Below are 17,367 nucleotides of genomic sequence, written 5' to 3'. Positions count from 1 at the left end.
CGCATCGACTGCTTCGGCAGATCCACCGATACGAAAACCGGTTGTCGGCGGTCCTGAAACCGTGCGATTCCAGGTCCGGCAACTTCCGCGGGCGCCAGGGCAGAGGTCACCGACACTCTGCGTCAACCGCACCATCGAAAGAGAGTTCTTCAGCCATGGCTGTAGTAACAATGAAGCAGCTGCTCGACAGCGGCACACACTTCGGACACCAGACCCGTCGCTGGAACCCGAAGATGAAGCGATTCATCTTCACCGACCGCAACGGCATCTACATCATCGACTTGCAGCAGACTCTGACCTTCATCGACAGGGCTTACGAGTTCGTCAAGGAGACCGTTGCCCACAACGGCACGGTTCTGTTCGTCGGCACCAAGAAGCAGGCGCAGGAGTCCATCGCCGCCGAGGCGACCCGCGTGGGCATGCCCTACGTGAACCAGCGCTGGCTCGGTGGCATGCTCACCAACTTCCAGACTGTCCACAAGCGTCTGCTCCGCCTCAAGGAGCTCGAGGCAATGGAGCAGACCGGTGGCTTCGAGGGACGCACCAAGAAGGAAATCCTCATGCTCACGCGTGAGATGACCAAGCTCGACCGCACCCTCGGTGGCATCCGGGACATGTCCAAGGTCCCGTCGGCCATCTGGATCGTCGACACCAACAAAGAGCATCTCGCGGTTGCCGAGGCTCGTAAGTTGAACATCCCGGTCATCGCGATCCTCGACACCAACTGCGATCCCGACGTGGTCGACTACCCGATCCCGGGTAACGACGACGCGATCCGTTCCGCTGCGCTGCTGACCAAGGTCGTCGCGTCGGCAGTCGCCGAGGGCGTGCAGGCGCGAGCAGGTCAGAACACTGCATCCGACGCCAAGCCCGAGGTCGGCGCAGGCGAGCCCCTCGCCGAGTGGGAGCTCGAGCAGCTCCAGCAGGCATCGCCGGCAGCAGAGGCAGCTCCGGCAGCCGACGCACCGGCGGCAGAAGCAGCTCCGGCAGCCGACGCTCCCGCGGAGCAGGCCCCGGCCGCAGAGGAAGCTCCGGCCACTCAGGCTTGATCGAATTCGGTCCCGGTTCACCCTCAGGGGTGGGCCGGGGCCGCTTCGGTCTGTCAGGGTTGTGGTCGGCACGGCTCGGCAGCGAGCCCGCTGATCACGCCCTGAGAACAGCATTTTCGTCAATGTCCGTACCCAGACTTTTGAGGAGGCTCGCCCACGATGGCGAACTACACTGCCGCCGACGTCAAGCGGCTCCGTGAGCTCACCGGCTCCGGAATGATGGACTGCAAGAACGCGCTCGCCGAGAACGACGGCGACTACGACAAGGCTGTCGAGTACCTGCGTATCAAGGGTGCCAAGGACGTCGGCAAGCGCGCCGAGCGCAACACCGCCGAGGGCCTCGTGGTCGCCGAGGGTGGAGTGCTCGTGGAAATCAACTCCGAGACCGACTTCGTCGCGAAGAACGACGAGTTCCAGACGTTCGCCGCGTCGGTCGCGGCAACCGCCGCAGCAGGCAAGCCGGCCGACGTCGACGCACTCAAGGCGCTCGACCTCGGTGGCAAGACCGTCGAGACGGCTCTGAACGAGCTGTCGGCCAAGATCGGCGAGAAGCTCGAAATTCGCCGCGTCGTCTCGTACGACGGCAACACCGCTACTTACCTGCACAAGCGCAGCGCGGACCTGCCGCCGGCCGTCGGCGTCTTGGTCGAGTACACCGGTGACGGTGACGCCGCAGGCGACGCAGCACGCGCCGCCGCCATGCAGATTGCAGCTCTCAAGGCCAAGTACGTGAGCCGTGACGAGGTCCCCGAGGATCTGGTCGCAGCCGAGCGTCGGATTGCCGAAGAGACCGCTCGCGAAGAAGGCAAGCCGGAGCAGGCTCTGCCGAAGATCGTGGAAGGTCGCGTCAACGGATTCTTCAAGGACGTCGTTCTCACCGAGCAGAAGTCGGTTCAGGACGGCAACAAGACTGTGAAGGCCATTCTGGACGAGGCCGGCGTGACGATCACTCGGTTCTCTCGATTCGAGGTAGGCGCCAGCTAGTCTGCGCACCTGTCGGTCGAGGCGATGCCGCTCATTCGATTCCATCGAGTGGGCGGCATCGCTCGTGTGTGCAGCAGGTCGGAGCCGTGTCCACCGATCCGGTGTCGATAGGGCAGGATGATCGGTGAGTAAACCGTAGTGTTCGACGAGTACCGAGGAGAGCTATGACCGATCCGGCCCCTGACCGTCCCGGGTTCCGACGCGTGATGCTCAAACTGGGTGGGGAGATGTTCGGTGGCGGCCAAGTGGGGCTGGATCCGGATGTCGTGAACAACGTCGCCGAGCAGATCGCCGAGGTGGTGGCCACGGGAGTTCAGGTTGCCGTGGTGATCGGCGGTGGAAACTTCTTCCGCGGGGCCGAACTGCAGCAACGCGGGATGGACCGATCGCGCTCGGACTACATGGGCATGCTCGGCACGGTCATGAATTGTCTTGCGCTGCAAGATTTCCTGGAGAAGCAGGGAGTCGCGACCAGGGTCCAGACGGCAATCACGATGGGTCAGGTCGCCGAGCCGTACCTACCGCTACGCGCGCGCAGGCACCTGGAGAAGGGCCGAGTCGTCATCTTCGGTGCCGGGATGGGAATGCCGTACTTCTCGACCGACACCACAGCTGCTCAGCGTGCTCTCGAAATCGGAGCCGAGGTGTTGCTGATGGCCAAGGGCGTCGACGGCGTGTACTCGGCCGATCCACGGATCGATCCCGACGCGACGATGTTCGAGAGCATCACCCATCGGGAGGCGCTCGAGCGGGGGCTCAAAGTCGCCGACGCGACTGCTTTCAGCCTCTGCATGGACAACCAGATGCCGATGCTGGTGTTCAATTTGTTGGTTCAGGGGAATATCGCTCGCGCTGTGTCCGGTGAGAAGATCGGCACTCTGGTCACATCGTGACCGTCACCGACCTGGACGCGAACGAATCGAGAACGAAAACGATGGAGGACAGATCGTGATTGACGAAGCTCTCTTCGACGCCGAAGAGAAGATGGAAAAGGCCGTATCGGTTGCACGTGACGACCTGTCCTCGATCCGCACCGGTCGTGCCAACCCGGGAATGTTCTCGCGCATAGTCATCGAGTACTACGGTGCACCGACCCCGATCACACAGCTGGCCAGCATCAGCGTGCCCGAGGCGCGGTTGGTGGTGATCAAGCCGTACGAGTCGAACCAGCTCGGGCCGATCGAAACCGCCATCCGCAATTCCGATCTGGGCGTCAACCCCACCAACGACGGCAATCTCATTCGCATCGGCGTACCGCAGCTGACCGAGGAACGCCGCCGTGAATTCGTCAAGCAGGCCAAGGGCAAGGGCGAGGACGCGAAAGTGTCCATTCGCAACGTGCGCCGTAGGACGATGGACGAGCTCAAGCGCATTCAGAAGGACGGCGAGGCGGGCGAGGACGAAGTCGTGCGCGCCGAGAACGAGCTCGACAAGACCACCGCGAAGTACACCGCATCCGTGGACGATCTCGTCAAGCGCAAAGAGGGTGAACTGATGGAGGTCTGACCTCCTTCGGGTTCGTGCGCCGAACGACAGAACGACGATGACATTCGAGGAGTTGACGACAGTGGTGGGACCCGATCGGCAGGAGGGCAGCGGAAAGCCCGTCGCCTCGTCCGGGGTCTCCTCCACGAAGTCCGCAGGCAAGGCCGGTCGCAATCTGCCTGCCGCAATCGGCGTCGGCGGCAGTTTGGGCATCGGTTTGATACTCGTGCTCGTGTTCGTGCCGTTGGTATGGATCGGCGTCGTTGCGGTCGCGTTGGCCGTCGCCACGTACGAGGTGTCCAAGCGGCTGCGCGAGGGCGGGGTACTGGTACCGCGTATCCCTTTGATCCTCGGTGGTCAGGCCATGATCTGGCTGGGCTGGCCGTTCGGTGCGGTGGGGGTCCTCAGTGCGGCGGTGGGCACCGTCGTGGTGTGCATGGTGTGGCTACTACTGCGACAAGGCTTCGGGGCTGCTCCCAAGAACTATCTCGAGGAGCTCTCGGTCACTGTTCTGGTGGCCTGTTGGCTACCGCTGTTGGCCTCGTTCGCTGTTCTGATGGTGTTGCAGGACAACGGTGCCGGGCGCATTCTGGTCTTCGTCATCGGAGTCGTGTGTTCGGATGTCGGCGGCTACATCGCGGGTGTGTTGTTCGGTAAACATCCGATGGCACCGGCCATCAGCCCCAAGAAGTCCTGGGAGGGGCTCGTCGGATCGCTCATCTTCTGCGTCATCGGATGTCTTCTGACAGTGACCCTGATCCTCGAGGCGAACTCGATGATCGGAATCCTGCTCGGGGTGGTGCTCGTGGTGACCGGCACCCTCGGCGACCTCATCGAATCGCAGGTCAAGCGTGATCTGCGGATCAAGGACATGGGCAGCCTTCTGCCCGGCCACGGCGGCATCATGGACAGACTGGACTCGCTTCTGCCGTCGGCGTTCGTTGCCTGGCTCGTTTTCACCGTCCTGCTCTGAACCGAGTGCGGACGGGAATGCGCGGCGACACCACCGGAGTGATCCCCAGTCCGAACATCTGGCACTGGCCACACCTGTACGAGGCGGAGAATCGAGCCCAGGACGCGGACGGTGCGCTGTTCGCTGCCATCGGATCCGGTGTCGACTGGACGGCGAAGATCGTCGTGGATGTGGGCTGTGGCACCGGTTTCCACCTGCCCGTCTTCGCCGCCGATGCCCGGTGCGTCATCGGTGTGGAACCGCACGAACCGTTGGTGTCCGCGGCGCGAGCACGAGTCGAGGCTCTCGGCAATGTCGAGGTTCGTACCGGTAGGGCGGACTCGCTGCCCGTCGACACAGGTTCGGTCGATCTCGTCCACGCGCGTACCGCGTATTTTTTCGGCCCCGGCTGTGGCCCGGGTATCCATGAAGCGATGCGAGTCCTGAAGCCCGGCGGGGCGCTGGTGGTCGTCGATCTCGATGCGACAGCAGCACCGTACGGGAACTGGATGCGTGCGGACCTGCCGCACTACGCTCCCGCGGCCGTCGAGGCGTTCTTCGATGCGCAGGGGTTCGACCTGCGCCGGGTCGACACCAGATGGACGTTTCCCGATCGTCGGACCTTGCGTGACGTACTGGGAATCGAGTTCTCACCGCGGGTAGCGCGCGCCGCGGCAAGACAGGTCGATGGCCTCACCCTGAATGTGCGCTATCGCATCCACACTCGATACAAGCCGACCGGCGTCGAGTCGGTCTGAGCCCGGCTCTCTGCACCGAGCGATCAGGACGCGGCAGAGATTCCGAAAACTCGAGCCAGCTCGTCGATCTTGAGCGCCTTCGCCAACCGTGGCAGATCGCTACCGTCTTTGACGTGGGCACCGTCCGCGCCCAGAGCATGGATCACCTCGTGTGCCCAGGACACGTCCGCGGGGGAGGGTGCCAACTCGCGGTTGACGATGGCCACCTGATCGGTGTGCATACACAGCTTGCCGGCCATACCCATCGACAGCGTCAGCGCTGCATCGCGCCCCAGAATACTGTCGTTCGCGGTCAGTGTCGGACCGTCGATGGGTCCGGGCAGTCGCGCTACCCGTGAGGAGACGACCAGCCGCGAGCGTGGATAGGCCATGGCCAACGGGTCGTCGCTCATGCCGGTATCACGCCGGAAGTCGCCACTGCCGAAGGCGAGTCGGAAAGTCGAGTCGGCACGGGCAATTTCGGTGGCTGCTTCGAGGCCTACAGCCGACTCGACCAGCGCGAGGATCGGAGTGCCGTCGGCAAGGCGGGCCGCAGTCGCCTCGACCTGGCCGCCGCTTTCTGTCTTTGCGAGCATGACGCCCACCAATCCGGGTAGCCCGGACAACGCGGCGAGGTCGTCCGCCCAGTAGGGGGTCGTCGCGTCGTTGACCCGGACCCAGGCAGAGTTGCCCTCGCTCAACCAACGCACGACGGACTCGCGCGCGGCAGGCTTGTTCGCCGGAGCTACCGCGTCCTCGATGTCGAGGATGACTGCGTCGACACCGGACGCCACGGCAGCGTCGAAGGTGTCGGGTTTCGTGGCGGGTACCAGCAGCCACGATCGTGCGCGGTCCGGTGCAACGCCGGATGCCACCGGTGTTTCCATGAATGTGGTCACGTCATGCTCCTCGCGTGAAGTCGGGCACCACCGACCTTATCGATTCAGTCGAGCCGTACCAGCTTCTGTGCATAGTGTTCACGAACTGTGACGCTCGTTTTTCCTCGCCGCGCGGCGGACCTGGGGGATTCGAGCGCCGCCCGCCATGGCCATCACCAGTGCGCCCGCGATCGCGGCCGGCAGCATGCCGATTCCAAGGGGTAGATCCAGTTGCCAGGCGAACATCTGAACCGAGTCGAGGTTCTACACGATGAAGGCGAGGAGGACGACGAGAACGACGGCTCCGACCACCAAGCCGGTCCAGAGCGCTGCGTTGCGGGTATGGGCAACGTCGGTGCGGGTGTGTTGCCGTTCCGGAACGAACTCGGGGTCGGGCGCGGAATGACCGTCCGAATCCGGGGTCGTGATCGGGTTCGGATCGTTCGAGGGTCCCGCCGGCCGGTGGAATGTCGGCTTGTCCGACGCCGTCGTGTCCGACGAAGCGTCGTTGCTGTCGTCCGCTCTGGAAGCCATGTCGATGATCCTTTCGCACGCGTGATCCGAATGCATGCGCAATCGGCCCGCTTCCGATACCCGCCGGGCACCGCCGGAAACCGTCGCGAATAGGACTGTGAGCAGAACGGGTGGACAATGGTCTGCATGGAGTTGAGTCAGCAGGAACGACGCGGAGGACGAGAATGAGCGATCCCGCACCCGCAACCGGCAGTACAACGGAGCAGAAGAGGCCGAATCTCCCGCTCGTGTTCACCGCTCCGCGCCGGGGAATGCCGTCGCGTCACCTCGCCGACCTCGACAAAGAGGGCCTTCGTGAGGCAGTGAAGGCGCTGGGTTTACCTGCCTTCAGGGCCGATCAGCTGGCGCGGCACTACTACTCGCGGCTCGAAGCCGACACGACCAAGATGACCGATCTTCCGGCCGAAGCTCGTGAGAAGGTCGGTGCCGATCTCTTTCCCACCTTGTTGACGCCGATCAAGCATTTGGCGTGTGACGACGGCGACACTCGGAAAACCCTGTGGAAGGCCAACGACGGGACTTTGCTCGAAAGCGTTCTGATGCGCTACCCGGACCGCGCGACGCTGTGCATCTCGAGCCAGGCCGGTTGCGGAATGGCCTGCCCGTTCTGTGCCACCGGTCAGGCGGGACTGACGCGGAACCTGTCGACGGCCGAGATCGTGGACCAGGTGCGCTCGGCCGCAGCGGACATGCGCGACGGCGTAGTTCCCGGCGGTGAGGGCCGTCTGTCGAACGTGGTGTTCATGGGGATGGGCGAGCCGTTGGCAAACTACAAGCGGGTCGTGGCCGCAGTGCGCAAGATCGTCTCGCCTGCACCCGACGGACTCGGCCTCTCTCAGCGCTCGGTGACGGTGTCGACGGTCGGTCTCGCACCGGCCATCCGGAAGCTGGCCGACGAAGGTCTGTCGGTGACGTTGGCGGTGTCGCTGCACACGCCGGACGACGAACTCCGCGACACTCTCGTACCCGTCAACAACCGGTGGTCGGTGGCCGAGGTTCTCTCGGCTGCGCGGTACTACGCCGATCAGACGGGACGACGGGTGTCCATCGAATACGCGATGATCAGAGACGTCAACGATCAACCGTGGCGGGCCGACATGTTGGGGAAGAAGCTGCACAAGGCACTCGGGTCACGAGTGCACGTGAACCTGATTCCACTCAACCCGACCCCGGGCAGCGAGTGGGATGCCAGCCCGAAGCCGGTGGAGCGAGAATTCGTGCGACGAGTGATTGCGCAGGGTGTCTCGTGCACTGTCCGCGACACTCGCGGACAGGAGATCGCCGCAGCGTGCGGTCAGCTCGCGGCCGAGAACTGACAGCCGCTATCTCGGCTTGCGGCGAACGACGACGTCGCGCACGACCAGCCCGATCAGGGTGGCAGCGAATCCGACCAGCCACAGATCCTCGACCTTGCCGGTGTGATTACCGATCATCATGAAGAGCAGGAATACGGCAACCACGATCGCGGCAACTCGCATCGCGCGGTTCGATTCGCCGCTCCACCCCCACTCGGCGGACGGCACGTCCGGGACCTCGTGACGGGTATCGACGACCTGGTCGTACGAAGCGGATTCCAGTTCGTTGTTTGCCACCGGGTCGGTCCTCTCGGGTGATGGTTCGCGTTGACGAGCGCACGGGCCGTCGAGACTGCCGCGTGTCGACAATATTGGCATACGACCGTCCGTCGTAGCCATCAGGGTTGTGCTCACCCGGCGCGAGTATCGACTTCGGTGAGAGACTGCCCAGGTGACGTCCGAGCGCCTTCCGCACCCGCTGACCCAGTTTCCGCTGAGCTACCCCCGTGACATGGTCGGGTACGGGCCGACGCCACCGGACGCGCAGTGGCCGGCAGGGGCGAACATCGCCGTCCAGTTCGTCCTCAACTACGAGGAGGGCGCGGAGAACAATGTGCTCGACGGGGACACGAAGTCCGAGACTTTCCTGTCGGAAATGATTGGGGCACAGGCGTTTCCGAATCGCCACATGAGTATGGAATCGCTGTACGAGTATGGATCACGGGCCGGGGTGTGGCGAGTACTCCGGGCATTCGAGAAGCGAGACCTACCTCTGACGGTGTTCGCCGTGGCCAAAGCCATGCAGCGCAATCCCGAAGTGGTTGCCGCACTGGCAGAGCTGGGCCACGAGATCGCCTGCCATGGACTGCGCTGGCTCTCCTATCAACAGATCGACGAGAACGTCGAGCGTGAGCACATGGCCGAGGCGGTGGCGATCCTGAAGGAGCTGACCGGCGCTGCGCCGTTGGGGTGGTACACCGGCCGGGATTCACCGAACACGCGGTCGCTGGTCGTCGAGCACGGTGGATTCGTCTACGACTCCGATTCCTACGCCGATGATCTGCCCTACTGGAAAAAAGTGTCAACGGGCAGTGGCACGGTCGACCACCTGGTGGTTCCCTACACCCTGGACACCAACGACATGCGATTCGCCTCACCGGGAGGCTTCTCGACCGGTGACGAGTTCTACGCACATCTGCGGGACGCGTTCGACGTGCTCTATGCCGAGGGAGAGCAGGGCAACCCTAAGATGCTGTCGGTCGGACTGCACTGTCGGCTGGTGGGCCGGCCCGCTCGCATCGCGGCTCTCGAACGCTTTCTCGATCACGTGCAATCGCACGAGAAGGTGTGGGTCGCCAAGCGAATCGACATCGCCGAACACTGGCGCGCCGTACATCCCCCCGGTCCCTGACTCAACGGGCGGAACGGCACGCTTTCTCCAGCGCGGCGAAGTATCGGTCGGTGGCCAATGCCTGCCCCTGTCGACCCACCGGGCCGGCGAGTCTGGTGTACCAGCGCCCCGGCCGTGAGAACGCCGAGATGTGTGCGGTGACGATGCCGTCGGCAGGGGAGTAGTCGATGTGGAAGAGTTCCTCGCCGGCCTCGGGGTGGCCGTCCAGCGTGCCGTAGGCGAAGCCCTGGCGATTGGCCTCGTCGATGACGTAGATCACCCGGCACGGGATTCGGATGGGGCCGAGCGTGAGCACCACGACCGCGTCGGTCACCGCGGTGTCGGTGGTTGCATGGACCTTCAGGCCCGCACCCCGATGCATATCCCACTGCATCAGGGCATCGGCTCCGGCCCCGAATTCGTCGAGTCCGGATCCGATCACTCGCGACTTCGTCAGGTGGTGGTAGCCGGTTGGAAACGTGCCGTTCGTCGCCCCCACATCGGCGTAGTTGAACGATGCCGTGCGGTACTTCGAGACGTCCATGGCCTCCAGCGTGCCAGCCTTTGTCGACGCATAGGGGTTTCTCAGACTCGGTAGGCAACAATGGACCGGTGCCAGACCATAGTGGAACGACCACCTCGGATCGTCCCGAGCCGATTCGCGTGCTGCTGTTGGGGAGTACCGGATCGATCGGAACCCAAGCGCTCGACGTCATTGCAGCCAACCCTGGTCGCTTCGTCGTCGTCGGTCTCGCGGCGGGAGGCGGCAACATCGACCTGCTGCGTCGTCAGATCGCCGAAACCGGAGTCGACCGCGTCGCCGTTGCAGATCCGGACGCTGCCGCCGCGCTCGATTTTCCGGGAACACTCAGTGGACCACGGGCAGTTACCGAACTCGTCGAGACGACTCCGGCGGACGTCGTGCTCAATGCTCTGGTTGGTTCGCTCGGTCTCGAACCGACGCTCGCAGCGCTGAAAACCGGCGCCCGGCTCGCATTGGCCAACAAGGAATCACTGGTGGCCGGCGGCGAGCTCGTCCTCGCTGCTGCCGCCCCCGGGCAGATCGTGCCGGTGGACTCGGAGCACTCGGCGTTGGCGCAGTGCCTTCGCAGCGGCACTCGGAGCGAGGTGGATCGACTGATCCTGACCGCGTCGGGTGGACCGTTTCGCGGGTGGAGCGAGATGGAACTGAAAGCCGTGACACCGGCTCAGGCCGCGGCGCATCCCACGTGGTCCATGGGTCCGATGAACACGTTGAACTCGGCGACGCTGGTGAACAAGGGGCTCGAGCTGATCGAGGCGCATCTGCTGTTCGGTGTGCCCTACGAGAAGATCGACGTGACCGTACACCGGCAATCCATCGTGCATTCGATGGTCACGTTCGTCGACGGGTCGACCATCGCTCAGGCCAGTCCACCGGACATGAAGTTGCCGATCGGGCTGGCGCTCGGGTGGCCCGATCGCGTGCCGGACGTCGCACGCGCGCTCGACTTCACGACCGCGTTCTCCTGGGATTTCGAGCCATTGGACGATCGCGTGTTCCCCGCCGTGCAACTGGCGCGCGAAGCAGGAATTCTGGGCGGCTGCATGACGGCGGTGTACAACGCGTCCAATGAGATAGCGGCCGAGGCCTTCCTTGCCGGAAGGATCGAGTTCCCGCAGATCGTGCAGACGGTACGTGCGGTGCTCGACGGCGGTCGCGGCGACTGGTCGGCGGTGCCCATCACCGTCGACGACGTACTTGCGGCGGATTCCTGGGCGCGCGCTCATGCGCGCGAGCTCTCGAAACAGAAGGGTCTCTGACTCACATGGCGTTCGCAATAGGTGTTGTGCTGTTCGCTTTCGGCATCGGTGTGTCGATCGCGCTGCACGAGGCGGGACACATGTGGACCGCGAAAGCGCTCGGCATGAAGGTCCGCCGCTACTACATCGGTTTCGGCCCCAAGATCTTCTCCTTCCGGCGCGGCGAGACCGAGTACGGACTCAAAGCCATTCCGGCAGGCGGGTTCTGCGATATCGCCGGAATGACGGCTATCGACGAGCTCGCGCCCGACGAGGTCGAGCGAGCGATGTACCGCCAGAAGACGTGGAAGCGCATCGCCGTCATGGTCGGCGGTATCGCGATGAACTTCGTGCTGGGCATCGTGCTGGTCTACACGCTGGTGGTGGTGTGGGGAACGCCGGATCGGGTGACACCGACGACGACGGTCCAGGCCGTCGTGTGTGTGAGTGCGACGCAGACGCAGGATGGCGCATTGTCGGAGTGTTCGGGGGGCGGTCCGGCAGCTGCGGCCGGACTGCTCACAGGCGACATCATCACAGCGGTGAACGGTGAGCCGACCGAGGTCTGGTCCGACGTCGTACTCGCCATTCGGGATTCGACCGGATCAGTCGTGCTCACGGTGGATCGTGACGGTTCTTCACGGACTCTCACCGTCCCCATCCAGCAGGTACAGCGATATGTCGTCGATCCCGACACCGGAGCGAAGGAATCGACGACTGTCGGCGCGGTGGGTATCACCGGCGGTCCGCCGCCGAACATCATGTACAACCCCATCGAGGCGGTGCCCGAGACGTTCGTCTTCACCGGAGACATCTTCGTCGAGACCGGCAAGGCCCTACTGCAACTGCCCACCAAGGTGCAGGCATTGTGGGAGTCCATCTTCGGCGGCGAACGCGGACTCGACACTCCGATGAGCGTGGTGGGTGCCAGTGTCATCGGCGGCCAGGCGGTGGAGCGCGACGACCTGGTGACGTTCGTGGGACTGCTGGCGTCGCTCAACTTCTTCCTCGGTGCGTTCAACATCGTGCCGCTGCTGCCGCTCGACGGTGGACACATCGCCGTGACGATCTACGAGCGCATTCGCAACATCTTCCGCAATCGTCGCGGCCTGCCCGACGGTGCGCCGGTGAACTACATGAAACTCATGCCGGTCACCTACGTGGTCATCATTGTTTTCATCGGGTTCTCCTTGCTGACGCTCACCGCGGACATCGTCAACCCGATCCAGATCTATCAGTAGACTGGTCAGTCGTAGCTAGGAAAGAAGGCCATTGTGTCCGTGTCAGTCGGATTGGGAATGCCCGCACCGCCGGTGCCCGTACTCGCGCCTCGCCGTAAGACGCGGCAACTTCAGGTCGGATCGGTGGGAGTGGGCAGTGAAAGCCCCATTTCGGTTCAATCGATGTGCACCACCAAGACTCACGACATCAACGCCACGCTGCAGCAGATTGCCGAGCTGACGGCATCGGGCTGCGACATCGTGCGTGTGGCGTGTCCCACACAGGACGACGCCGACGCTCTGTCGATCATCGCTCGCAAGAGCCAGATCCCGGTGATCGCCGACATCCACTTCCAGCCCAAGTACATCTTCGCCGCGATCGACGCGGGCTGCGCTGCGGTCCGCGTCAACCCCGGCAACATCAAGGAATTCGACGGCCGCGTCAAAGAGGTTGCCAAGGCTGCGGGCGACGCGAACATTCCGATTCGCATCGGCGTCAACGCCGGATCGCTCGATCCTCGCCTGATGAAGAAGTACGGAAAGGCCACTCCGGAGGCGCTCGTCGAATCGGCACTGTGGGAAGCAGGTCTGTTCGAGGAACACGGGTTCGGCGACATCAAGATCTCCGTCAAGCACAACGACCCGGTCGTCATGGTCGCCGCCTACGAGCAGTTGGCCGCGCAGTGCGACTACCCACTGCACCTCGGCGTGACCGAAGCAGGCCCCGCCTTCCAGGGCACCATCAAATCCTCGGTGGCGTTCGGGGCCCTGCTGTCTCGGGGAATCGGCGACACCATCCGCGTGTCGCTGTCGGCACCGCCGGCCGAGGAGATCAAGGTCGGCAACCAGATTCTGCAATCGCTCAATCTGCGTCCGCGCAAGCTCGAGATCGTCTCGTGCCCGTCCTGCGGACGTGCACAGGTCGACGTCTACACCCTCGCCGACGAGGTCACCGCGGGCCTCGAAGGCATGGAAATCCCACTGCGCGTTGCAGTCATGGGCTGTGTGGTGAACGGGCCAGGCGAGGCGCGGGACGCTGATCTGGGCGTGGCCTCGGGCAATGGCAAGGGCCAGATTTTCGTCAAGGGCAAGGTCATCAAGACCGTGCCCGAGGCGCAGATCGTGGAGACCTTGATCGAGGAGGCGATGCGCATCGCCGAGGAATTCGAGAAGGATGAGAGTGCCGACGGCGGCGCTCCGGTGGTGACCGTCAGCTGAGCACGGCGACCCCGATCTTCGTCCGGTTTGTCGCACTGCCACCGGGGGAACACGTTCTCTGGAATGATTCGGTGCACGCTCGATCGACGGGTGCGCGATAGGTGGGTCAGGAGGTCGGTAGGTGCTCAAGCTCCTCGGTGCGAAGCCTCTCGGTAATCGGGACGTTGCGCATGTCTTGCGGGTGCTCGATGCCGACCCCGTCGCGACATGCATGGTCGCCGCTCGGGTTCAGGAATCCGGACTGGATCCTCGGTCGTTTCACGGTGAGATGTGGAGCAGGGGCGGCCCCGACGAGTCGCTCTGTTTCTACGGTGCCAACCTCGTGCCCCTTCTCGGATCGAGTGACGATCTGCGCTCGTTCGCCGATCGTGCATGCCGCGGCCCACGATTGTGTTCCTCGTTGGTCGGTCGCGCCGAATTGACCCTGCCGCTGTGGGACATGCTCGAAACCGACTGGGGCCCTGCCCGCGAGGTTCGCGGTGAACAGCCACTGCTCGCCACGTCGGTTCCGTCATCCGTCACGCCCGATCCGTACGTACGTCTGGTTCGTCCCGAGGAGTTGGACGTCTACCTGACTGCGGCAGTGGCGATGTTCATCGAGGAAGTCGGAGTCGACCCGAGGCAGAACGACGGCGGCCGCGGATACCGGCGACGGATCTCCAGTCTGATTGCCGCGCGGCGTGCGTGGGCTCGATTCGAGGACGGTCGCGTCGTGTTCAAGGCCGAGATCGGATCGCAGTCTGCGACGGTGGGACAGATCCAGGGGGTCTGGGTTCATCCCGATCGGCGCGGGCACGGTCTCGGAGCGTCCGGTACCGCGGCGGTGGTGAACTCGGTGGTCGCTCAAGGCCGCACCGCCAGCCTGTACGTCAACAGTTTCAACTACGTCGCACGCCGTGCGTACGCCAAAATCGGCTTGACCCAGGTGGCCACCTTCACCACGGTGTTGCTCGATTAGCTTGTCGCGAACCGCGATTCGTTACCGTCGGTGAAGGTCCCGCCCTATTACGATGGGGCGCAATGAGATCTCGTGGTGCAACCGAAGTGCGGTATCGGGTCGGCGCGGTATCGGTGGTCGGAGCCGTCATTGCTGCTGCCCTCACCGGATGTACCCCCAAGCCCGACGGCCCGGAGCCGGCCGCGCAAGCCTTTCTCGCCGCGTTCGAGTCCAACGACATCGCGGCAGCGGCCGCGGATACCGACAAGCCCGACGCGGCGGCCACAGCGCTGGCCGAGGCGTGGACCAATCTCCAGGCCGAGGCTCTCGATGCCGACACGACGTCGGTACAGGTCGACGGCGACACCGCCACGGTCGGATACACCTACACCTGGCAGTTGCCGAGAGATCGGGAGTGGACGTACGACGGTGAATTGAACATGGGCCGGAGCGAGGGTGAGTGGGTGGTGCGCTGGACGGCGTCGGACATCCATCCCCAGCTCGGCGACACCCAGACCATGTCCCTGCGGTCCACTGCGGCTCCGCGCGCGCGAGTCAACGAGCGCTCCGGCACCGATGTGCTGGTTCCCGGTGTCGTGCACCGAATCAAGTTCGACTCGGCGAATGCGAACAACGTCGTGGCCTCGGCGACGGCGCTGTCGACGTTGCTGACGCCGTTCGATGCGTCCATCACCGCGCAGTCCATCGTGGAATCGGCCACCTCGGTCGACGGCGACTACCCGGTGGTGCTGCTGCGAGACAGTGACTTTCAGCCGATATCTGCGGCATTGACCGAGATTCCGGGAGTCACCGCGTCCGACGAATCGGATCTGGTGTCCACCGATCCGACATTCGCGCCGGACCTGGTCGGCCAGGTCAAGAAGGCCGTCATCGACGAGGTCGACGGCAAGGCCGGGTGGAGCGTGGTGACGACGAACCGCAACGGCATCGACATCGATGTCCTCACCGACACCCCACCGGAGCCGTCTCCGTCGTTGTCGGTCAGTCTCGATCGCAACATCCAGGTTGCTGCGCAGCGAGCGGTGAACGCGCGCACCGAACAGGCCATGACCGTGGTCATCCAACCGTCGACGGGTGCGATTCTCGCGGTGGCGCAGAATCCTGCGGCCGATCGGGACGGGCCGGTTGCGTCCGCCGGTCTTTACCCACCCGGATCGACTTTCAAGATCATCACTGCAGGCGCGGCCATTTCGAGCGGACTGGCTACCCCGGGCAGTACCGTCCCGTGTCCGGGTCGCATCGTGATCGGGGAGCGCAGTGTGCCCAACTACAACGAGTTCGCGCTCGGCAACGTGACGATGAGTACGGCGTTCACGCGATCGTGCAACACCTCCTTCGCCAAGCTCGCCAGCGAAATGTCGCCAGACGCATTGACCGTCGCGGCGTCTCAGTTCGGTGTGGGGCCCGACTACGACGTGGTCGGATTGCCGACCGACTCCGGTTCGGTGCCTCCGGCCGAAGAGCTTGTTCAGCGCACCGAGGACGGCTTCGGTCAGGGCAAAGTGGTCGTGTCGACGTTCGGAATGGCCCTGGCCGCTGCGACGGTGGCGAACGGCTCGACGCCCGTCCCCAATTTGCTGGTGGGCCGAGAGACGGTGATCACCGGAGATCATCCGCCGATCGAGCCGGAGATGGTGGACGGACTGCGCGGGATGATGCGCTCGGTGGTCACCAGCGGTACGGCCGAGCGCATCGCGGACCAGGGCGAGGTCTACGGCAAGACCGGCGAAGCAGAGGTCGACGGCGGCTCGCACTCGTGGTTCGTCGGTTATCGCGGAGACATCGCTTTCGCCACCCTCGTGGTGCGCGGCGGCAGTTCGGACAACGCGGTTGCGGTGACCCGAGAGATGTTCGAGCAGTTGCCGCCCGGATACTGACCGCGTTGCGGTAGGCGATGTTCAGGGGGCGCGATGTTCAGGGGGCGTGATGTTCAGGGGGCGTTGCTCAGTAGGGCAGCACGCCGAGCCGACGGCACGCCACCACGGCTTCGTAGCGGGTGTGCGAACCGGTTTTCCGCATCACACTGCGCAGATACGACTTGACCGTCTCGGCACCGATCGACAGGCGCGCACCGACCTCGATGTTTGTGCAGCCCAGCGCTACCTGTGAAATGACGTCGATCTCGCGTGGCGTCAACGACTGCGATATCTCCTGGGTTCGTCGATCGTGGGGGAGCTGCTCGCCGAGTGACTGGGCCACGCGCGCTGCGACGGCGTCGAGTCTGCGCCGGATCGCGGTGTCACCGATCGAACGGGCGAGATCGGACAGTTCCTCATGGACGCCGCGCAATTCGGCTGCGCGCGCGACATCCGAATCGAGTGTCGTGCGGGTGGTTGCCAACAGTCGGACCCTTCGGTCGACCTCGTCACGCACGGCGATCTCCTGGCCGAGGCGTCTGGCAGCGGTCGTCATCAAGTCGCCGACTCGGTCGCCGAGCGGACCGCGCTCGCGAAGCGCCGCGTACATCACCACTCGCGCTACTCCGGCCACGACCACCGGTACTGCGAGTATGGATTTGAGACCTTCACCGAGCACCGGTCGGTCGAAATGGTGTGTGATGGACATCGATGCGCCGTAATCGCTCACGGCCGCGGGCCTGCGCTGTTCCATGACGCGTCCGCCGAGACCGGATCTTGACGGAATGGCAAGTCCGTCGAGCCCGCGGGTTCTGGTCCCATGAAACTCGCTCAGGTACAGAGTGTCCGAGGAGACCTCACCGCCGAACACGACCGGCACATCGGACGTGGCCGCCACCCGGCGCAACTCGGCGCGTAGAGCATCGCCGTCACGGGGCCGCAACACATTCGAGTGGACCACGGGTCTTCCCTTCTCGCGTCGGTTGCGTGAGCGACGAACGTGATGCACATCATATCCACTGCGGCATG

At 64.2% G+C, this 17,367-nt stretch carries 19 protein-coding genes; 13 read left to right on the top strand and 6 right to left on the bottom strand.

Features of this window, described 5'->3' with window-relative positions; translation table 11 throughout:
* The first annotated feature begins 155 nt into the window (after positions 1 to 155).
* The 6 genes from rpsB (at position 156) to ACIGGF_RS11890 (ending at position 5,228) form a co-directional block, all read left to right on the top strand.
* Complete coding sequence (gene rpsB, locus ACIGGF_RS11915; RefSeq protein WP_397521517.1) at positions 156 to 1,049, top strand: 30S ribosomal protein S2; 894 nt, start codon at positions 156 to 158, stop codon at positions 1,047 to 1,049.
* 159 nt (positions 1,050 to 1,208) lie between these two features.
* Positions 1,209 to 2,033 carry a translation elongation factor Ts gene (gene tsf, locus ACIGGF_RS11910; protein ID WP_397521516.1) on the top strand — a complete coding sequence of 275 codons (825 nt, stop codon included), beginning with the start codon at positions 1,209 to 1,211 and terminating at the stop codon, positions 2,031 to 2,033.
* A 164-nt stretch (positions 2,034 to 2,197) separates the two neighbouring features.
* Positions 2,198 to 2,926 (top strand): UMP kinase, encoded by a 729-nt coding sequence (gene pyrH, locus ACIGGF_RS11905; protein WP_397521515.1) that lies wholly within the window; start codon positions 2,198 to 2,200, stop codon positions 2,924 to 2,926.
* 55 nt (positions 2,927 to 2,981) lie between these two features.
* Positions 2,982 to 3,539, top strand: coding sequence for a ribosome recycling factor (frr, locus tag ACIGGF_RS11900; RefSeq protein ID WP_397521514.1), 558 nt, complete (start codon positions 2,982 to 2,984; stop codon positions 3,537 to 3,539).
* A 37-nt stretch (positions 3,540 to 3,576) separates the two neighbouring features.
* Positions 3,577 to 4,491: a phosphatidate cytidylyltransferase gene (locus ACIGGF_RS11895; RefSeq protein WP_397521513.1), complete on the top strand. Its 915-nt coding sequence runs from the start codon at positions 3,577 to 3,579 to the stop codon at positions 4,489 to 4,491.
* Positions 4,492 to 4,508: 17 nt separating this feature from the next.
* The gene (locus ACIGGF_RS11890; RefSeq protein WP_397521512.1) at positions 4,509 to 5,228 is read left to right on the top strand and encodes a class I SAM-dependent methyltransferase; all 720 of its coding nucleotides are present in this window, start codon (positions 4,509 to 4,511) and stop codon (positions 5,226 to 5,228) included.
* A gap of 23 nt (positions 5,229 to 5,251) precedes the next feature.
* Here ACIGGF_RS11890 and ACIGGF_RS11885 read toward each other — a convergent pair whose 3' ends face one another.
* The 3 genes from ACIGGF_RS11885 to ACIGGF_RS11875 form a co-directional block, all read right to left on the bottom strand.
* The gene (locus ACIGGF_RS11885) at positions 5,252 to 6,094 is read right to left on the bottom strand and encodes an HpcH/HpaI aldolase/citrate lyase family protein (RefSeq protein ID WP_397521574.1); all 843 of its coding nucleotides are present in this window, start codon (positions 6,092 to 6,094) and stop codon (positions 5,252 to 5,254) included.
* Positions 6,095 to 6,184: 90 nt separating this feature from the next.
* On the bottom strand, positions 6,185 to 6,331 hold the full coding sequence (locus tag ACIGGF_RS11880; RefSeq protein WP_397521511.1) for a hypothetical protein: 147 nt from the start codon (positions 6,329 to 6,331) through the stop codon (positions 6,185 to 6,187).
* An 18-nt stretch (positions 6,332 to 6,349) separates the two neighbouring features.
* Positions 6,350 to 6,619, bottom strand: coding sequence for a hypothetical protein (locus ACIGGF_RS11875; RefSeq protein WP_397521510.1), 270 nt, complete (start codon positions 6,617 to 6,619; stop codon positions 6,350 to 6,352).
* A gap of 164 nt (positions 6,620 to 6,783) precedes the next feature.
* Between ACIGGF_RS11875 and rlmN the strand changes: the two genes are divergently transcribed.
* The gene (gene rlmN, locus ACIGGF_RS11870) at positions 6,784 to 7,935 is read left to right on the top strand and encodes a 23S rRNA (adenine(2503)-C(2))-methyltransferase RlmN (protein WP_397521509.1); all 1,152 of its coding nucleotides are present in this window, start codon (positions 6,784 to 6,786) and stop codon (positions 7,933 to 7,935) included.
* A gap of 6 nt (positions 7,936 to 7,941) precedes the next feature.
* Here rlmN and ACIGGF_RS11865 read toward each other — a convergent pair whose 3' ends face one another.
* The gene (locus ACIGGF_RS11865) at positions 7,942 to 8,211 is read right to left on the bottom strand and encodes a DUF2631 domain-containing protein (protein ID WP_397521508.1); all 270 of its coding nucleotides are present in this window, start codon (positions 8,209 to 8,211) and stop codon (positions 7,942 to 7,944) included.
* Between the two features lie 214 nt (positions 8,212 to 8,425).
* Here ACIGGF_RS11865 and puuE point away from each other — a divergent pair, with 214 nt between their 5' ends.
* On the top strand, positions 8,426 to 9,325 hold the full coding sequence (gene puuE / locus ACIGGF_RS11860) for an allantoinase PuuE (protein ID WP_397521573.1): 900 nt from the start codon (positions 8,426 to 8,428) through the stop codon (positions 9,323 to 9,325).
* 1 nt (position 9,326) lies between these two features.
* Here puuE and ACIGGF_RS11855 read toward each other — a convergent pair whose 3' ends face one another.
* Entirely contained in the window at positions 9,327 to 9,848 is a 522-nt protein-coding gene (locus ACIGGF_RS11855) for a DUF1990 family protein (protein WP_397521507.1), read from the bottom strand.
* Positions 9,849 to 9,967: 119 nt separating this feature from the next.
* Between ACIGGF_RS11855 and dxr the strand changes: the two genes are divergently transcribed.
* The 5 genes from dxr to ACIGGF_RS11830 all read left to right on the top strand — a co-directional run bounded on the left by dxr (position 9,968) and on the right by ACIGGF_RS11830 (position 16,359).
* The gene (dxr, locus tag ACIGGF_RS11850; protein ID WP_397521572.1) at positions 9,968 to 11,107 is read left to right on the top strand and encodes a 1-deoxy-D-xylulose-5-phosphate reductoisomerase; all 1,140 of its coding nucleotides are present in this window, start codon (positions 9,968 to 9,970) and stop codon (positions 11,105 to 11,107) included.
* Between the two features lie 5 nt (positions 11,108 to 11,112).
* Positions 11,113 to 12,327, top strand: coding sequence for a M50 family metallopeptidase (locus ACIGGF_RS11845; RefSeq protein WP_397521506.1), 1,215 nt, complete (start codon positions 11,113 to 11,115; stop codon positions 12,325 to 12,327).
* Positions 12,328 to 12,360: 33 nt separating this feature from the next.
* The gene (ispG, locus tag ACIGGF_RS11840; RefSeq protein ID WP_397521505.1) at positions 12,361 to 13,524 is read left to right on the top strand and encodes a flavodoxin-dependent (E)-4-hydroxy-3-methylbut-2-enyl-diphosphate synthase; all 1,164 of its coding nucleotides are present in this window, start codon (positions 12,361 to 12,363) and stop codon (positions 13,522 to 13,524) included.
* 121 nt (positions 13,525 to 13,645) lie between these two features.
* Positions 13,646 to 14,482, top strand: coding sequence for a GNAT family N-acetyltransferase (locus tag ACIGGF_RS11835; protein ID WP_397521504.1), 837 nt, complete (start codon positions 13,646 to 13,648; stop codon positions 14,480 to 14,482).
* Positions 14,483 to 14,544: 62 nt separating this feature from the next.
* Entirely contained in the window at positions 14,545 to 16,359 is a 1,815-nt protein-coding gene (locus tag ACIGGF_RS11830; RefSeq protein WP_397521503.1) for a penicillin-binding transpeptidase domain-containing protein, read from the top strand.
* 67 nt (positions 16,360 to 16,426) lie between these two features.
* Here the strand turns inward: ACIGGF_RS11830 and ACIGGF_RS11825 are convergent, their stop codons facing one another.
* The gene (locus ACIGGF_RS11825; RefSeq protein WP_397521502.1) at positions 16,427 to 17,299 is read right to left on the bottom strand and encodes a LuxR C-terminal-related transcriptional regulator; all 873 of its coding nucleotides are present in this window, start codon (positions 17,297 to 17,299) and stop codon (positions 16,427 to 16,429) included.
* Between the last annotated feature and the right edge of the window lie 68 nt (positions 17,300 to 17,367).

The sequence above is a fragment of the Rhodococcus sp. NPDC078407 genome (assembly GCF_044542515.1).
Lineage (GTDB): Bacteria > Actinomycetota > Actinomycetes > Mycobacteriales > Mycobacteriaceae > Rhodococcoides.
This window is presented reverse-complemented; position numbering and strand designations above follow the sequence as displayed.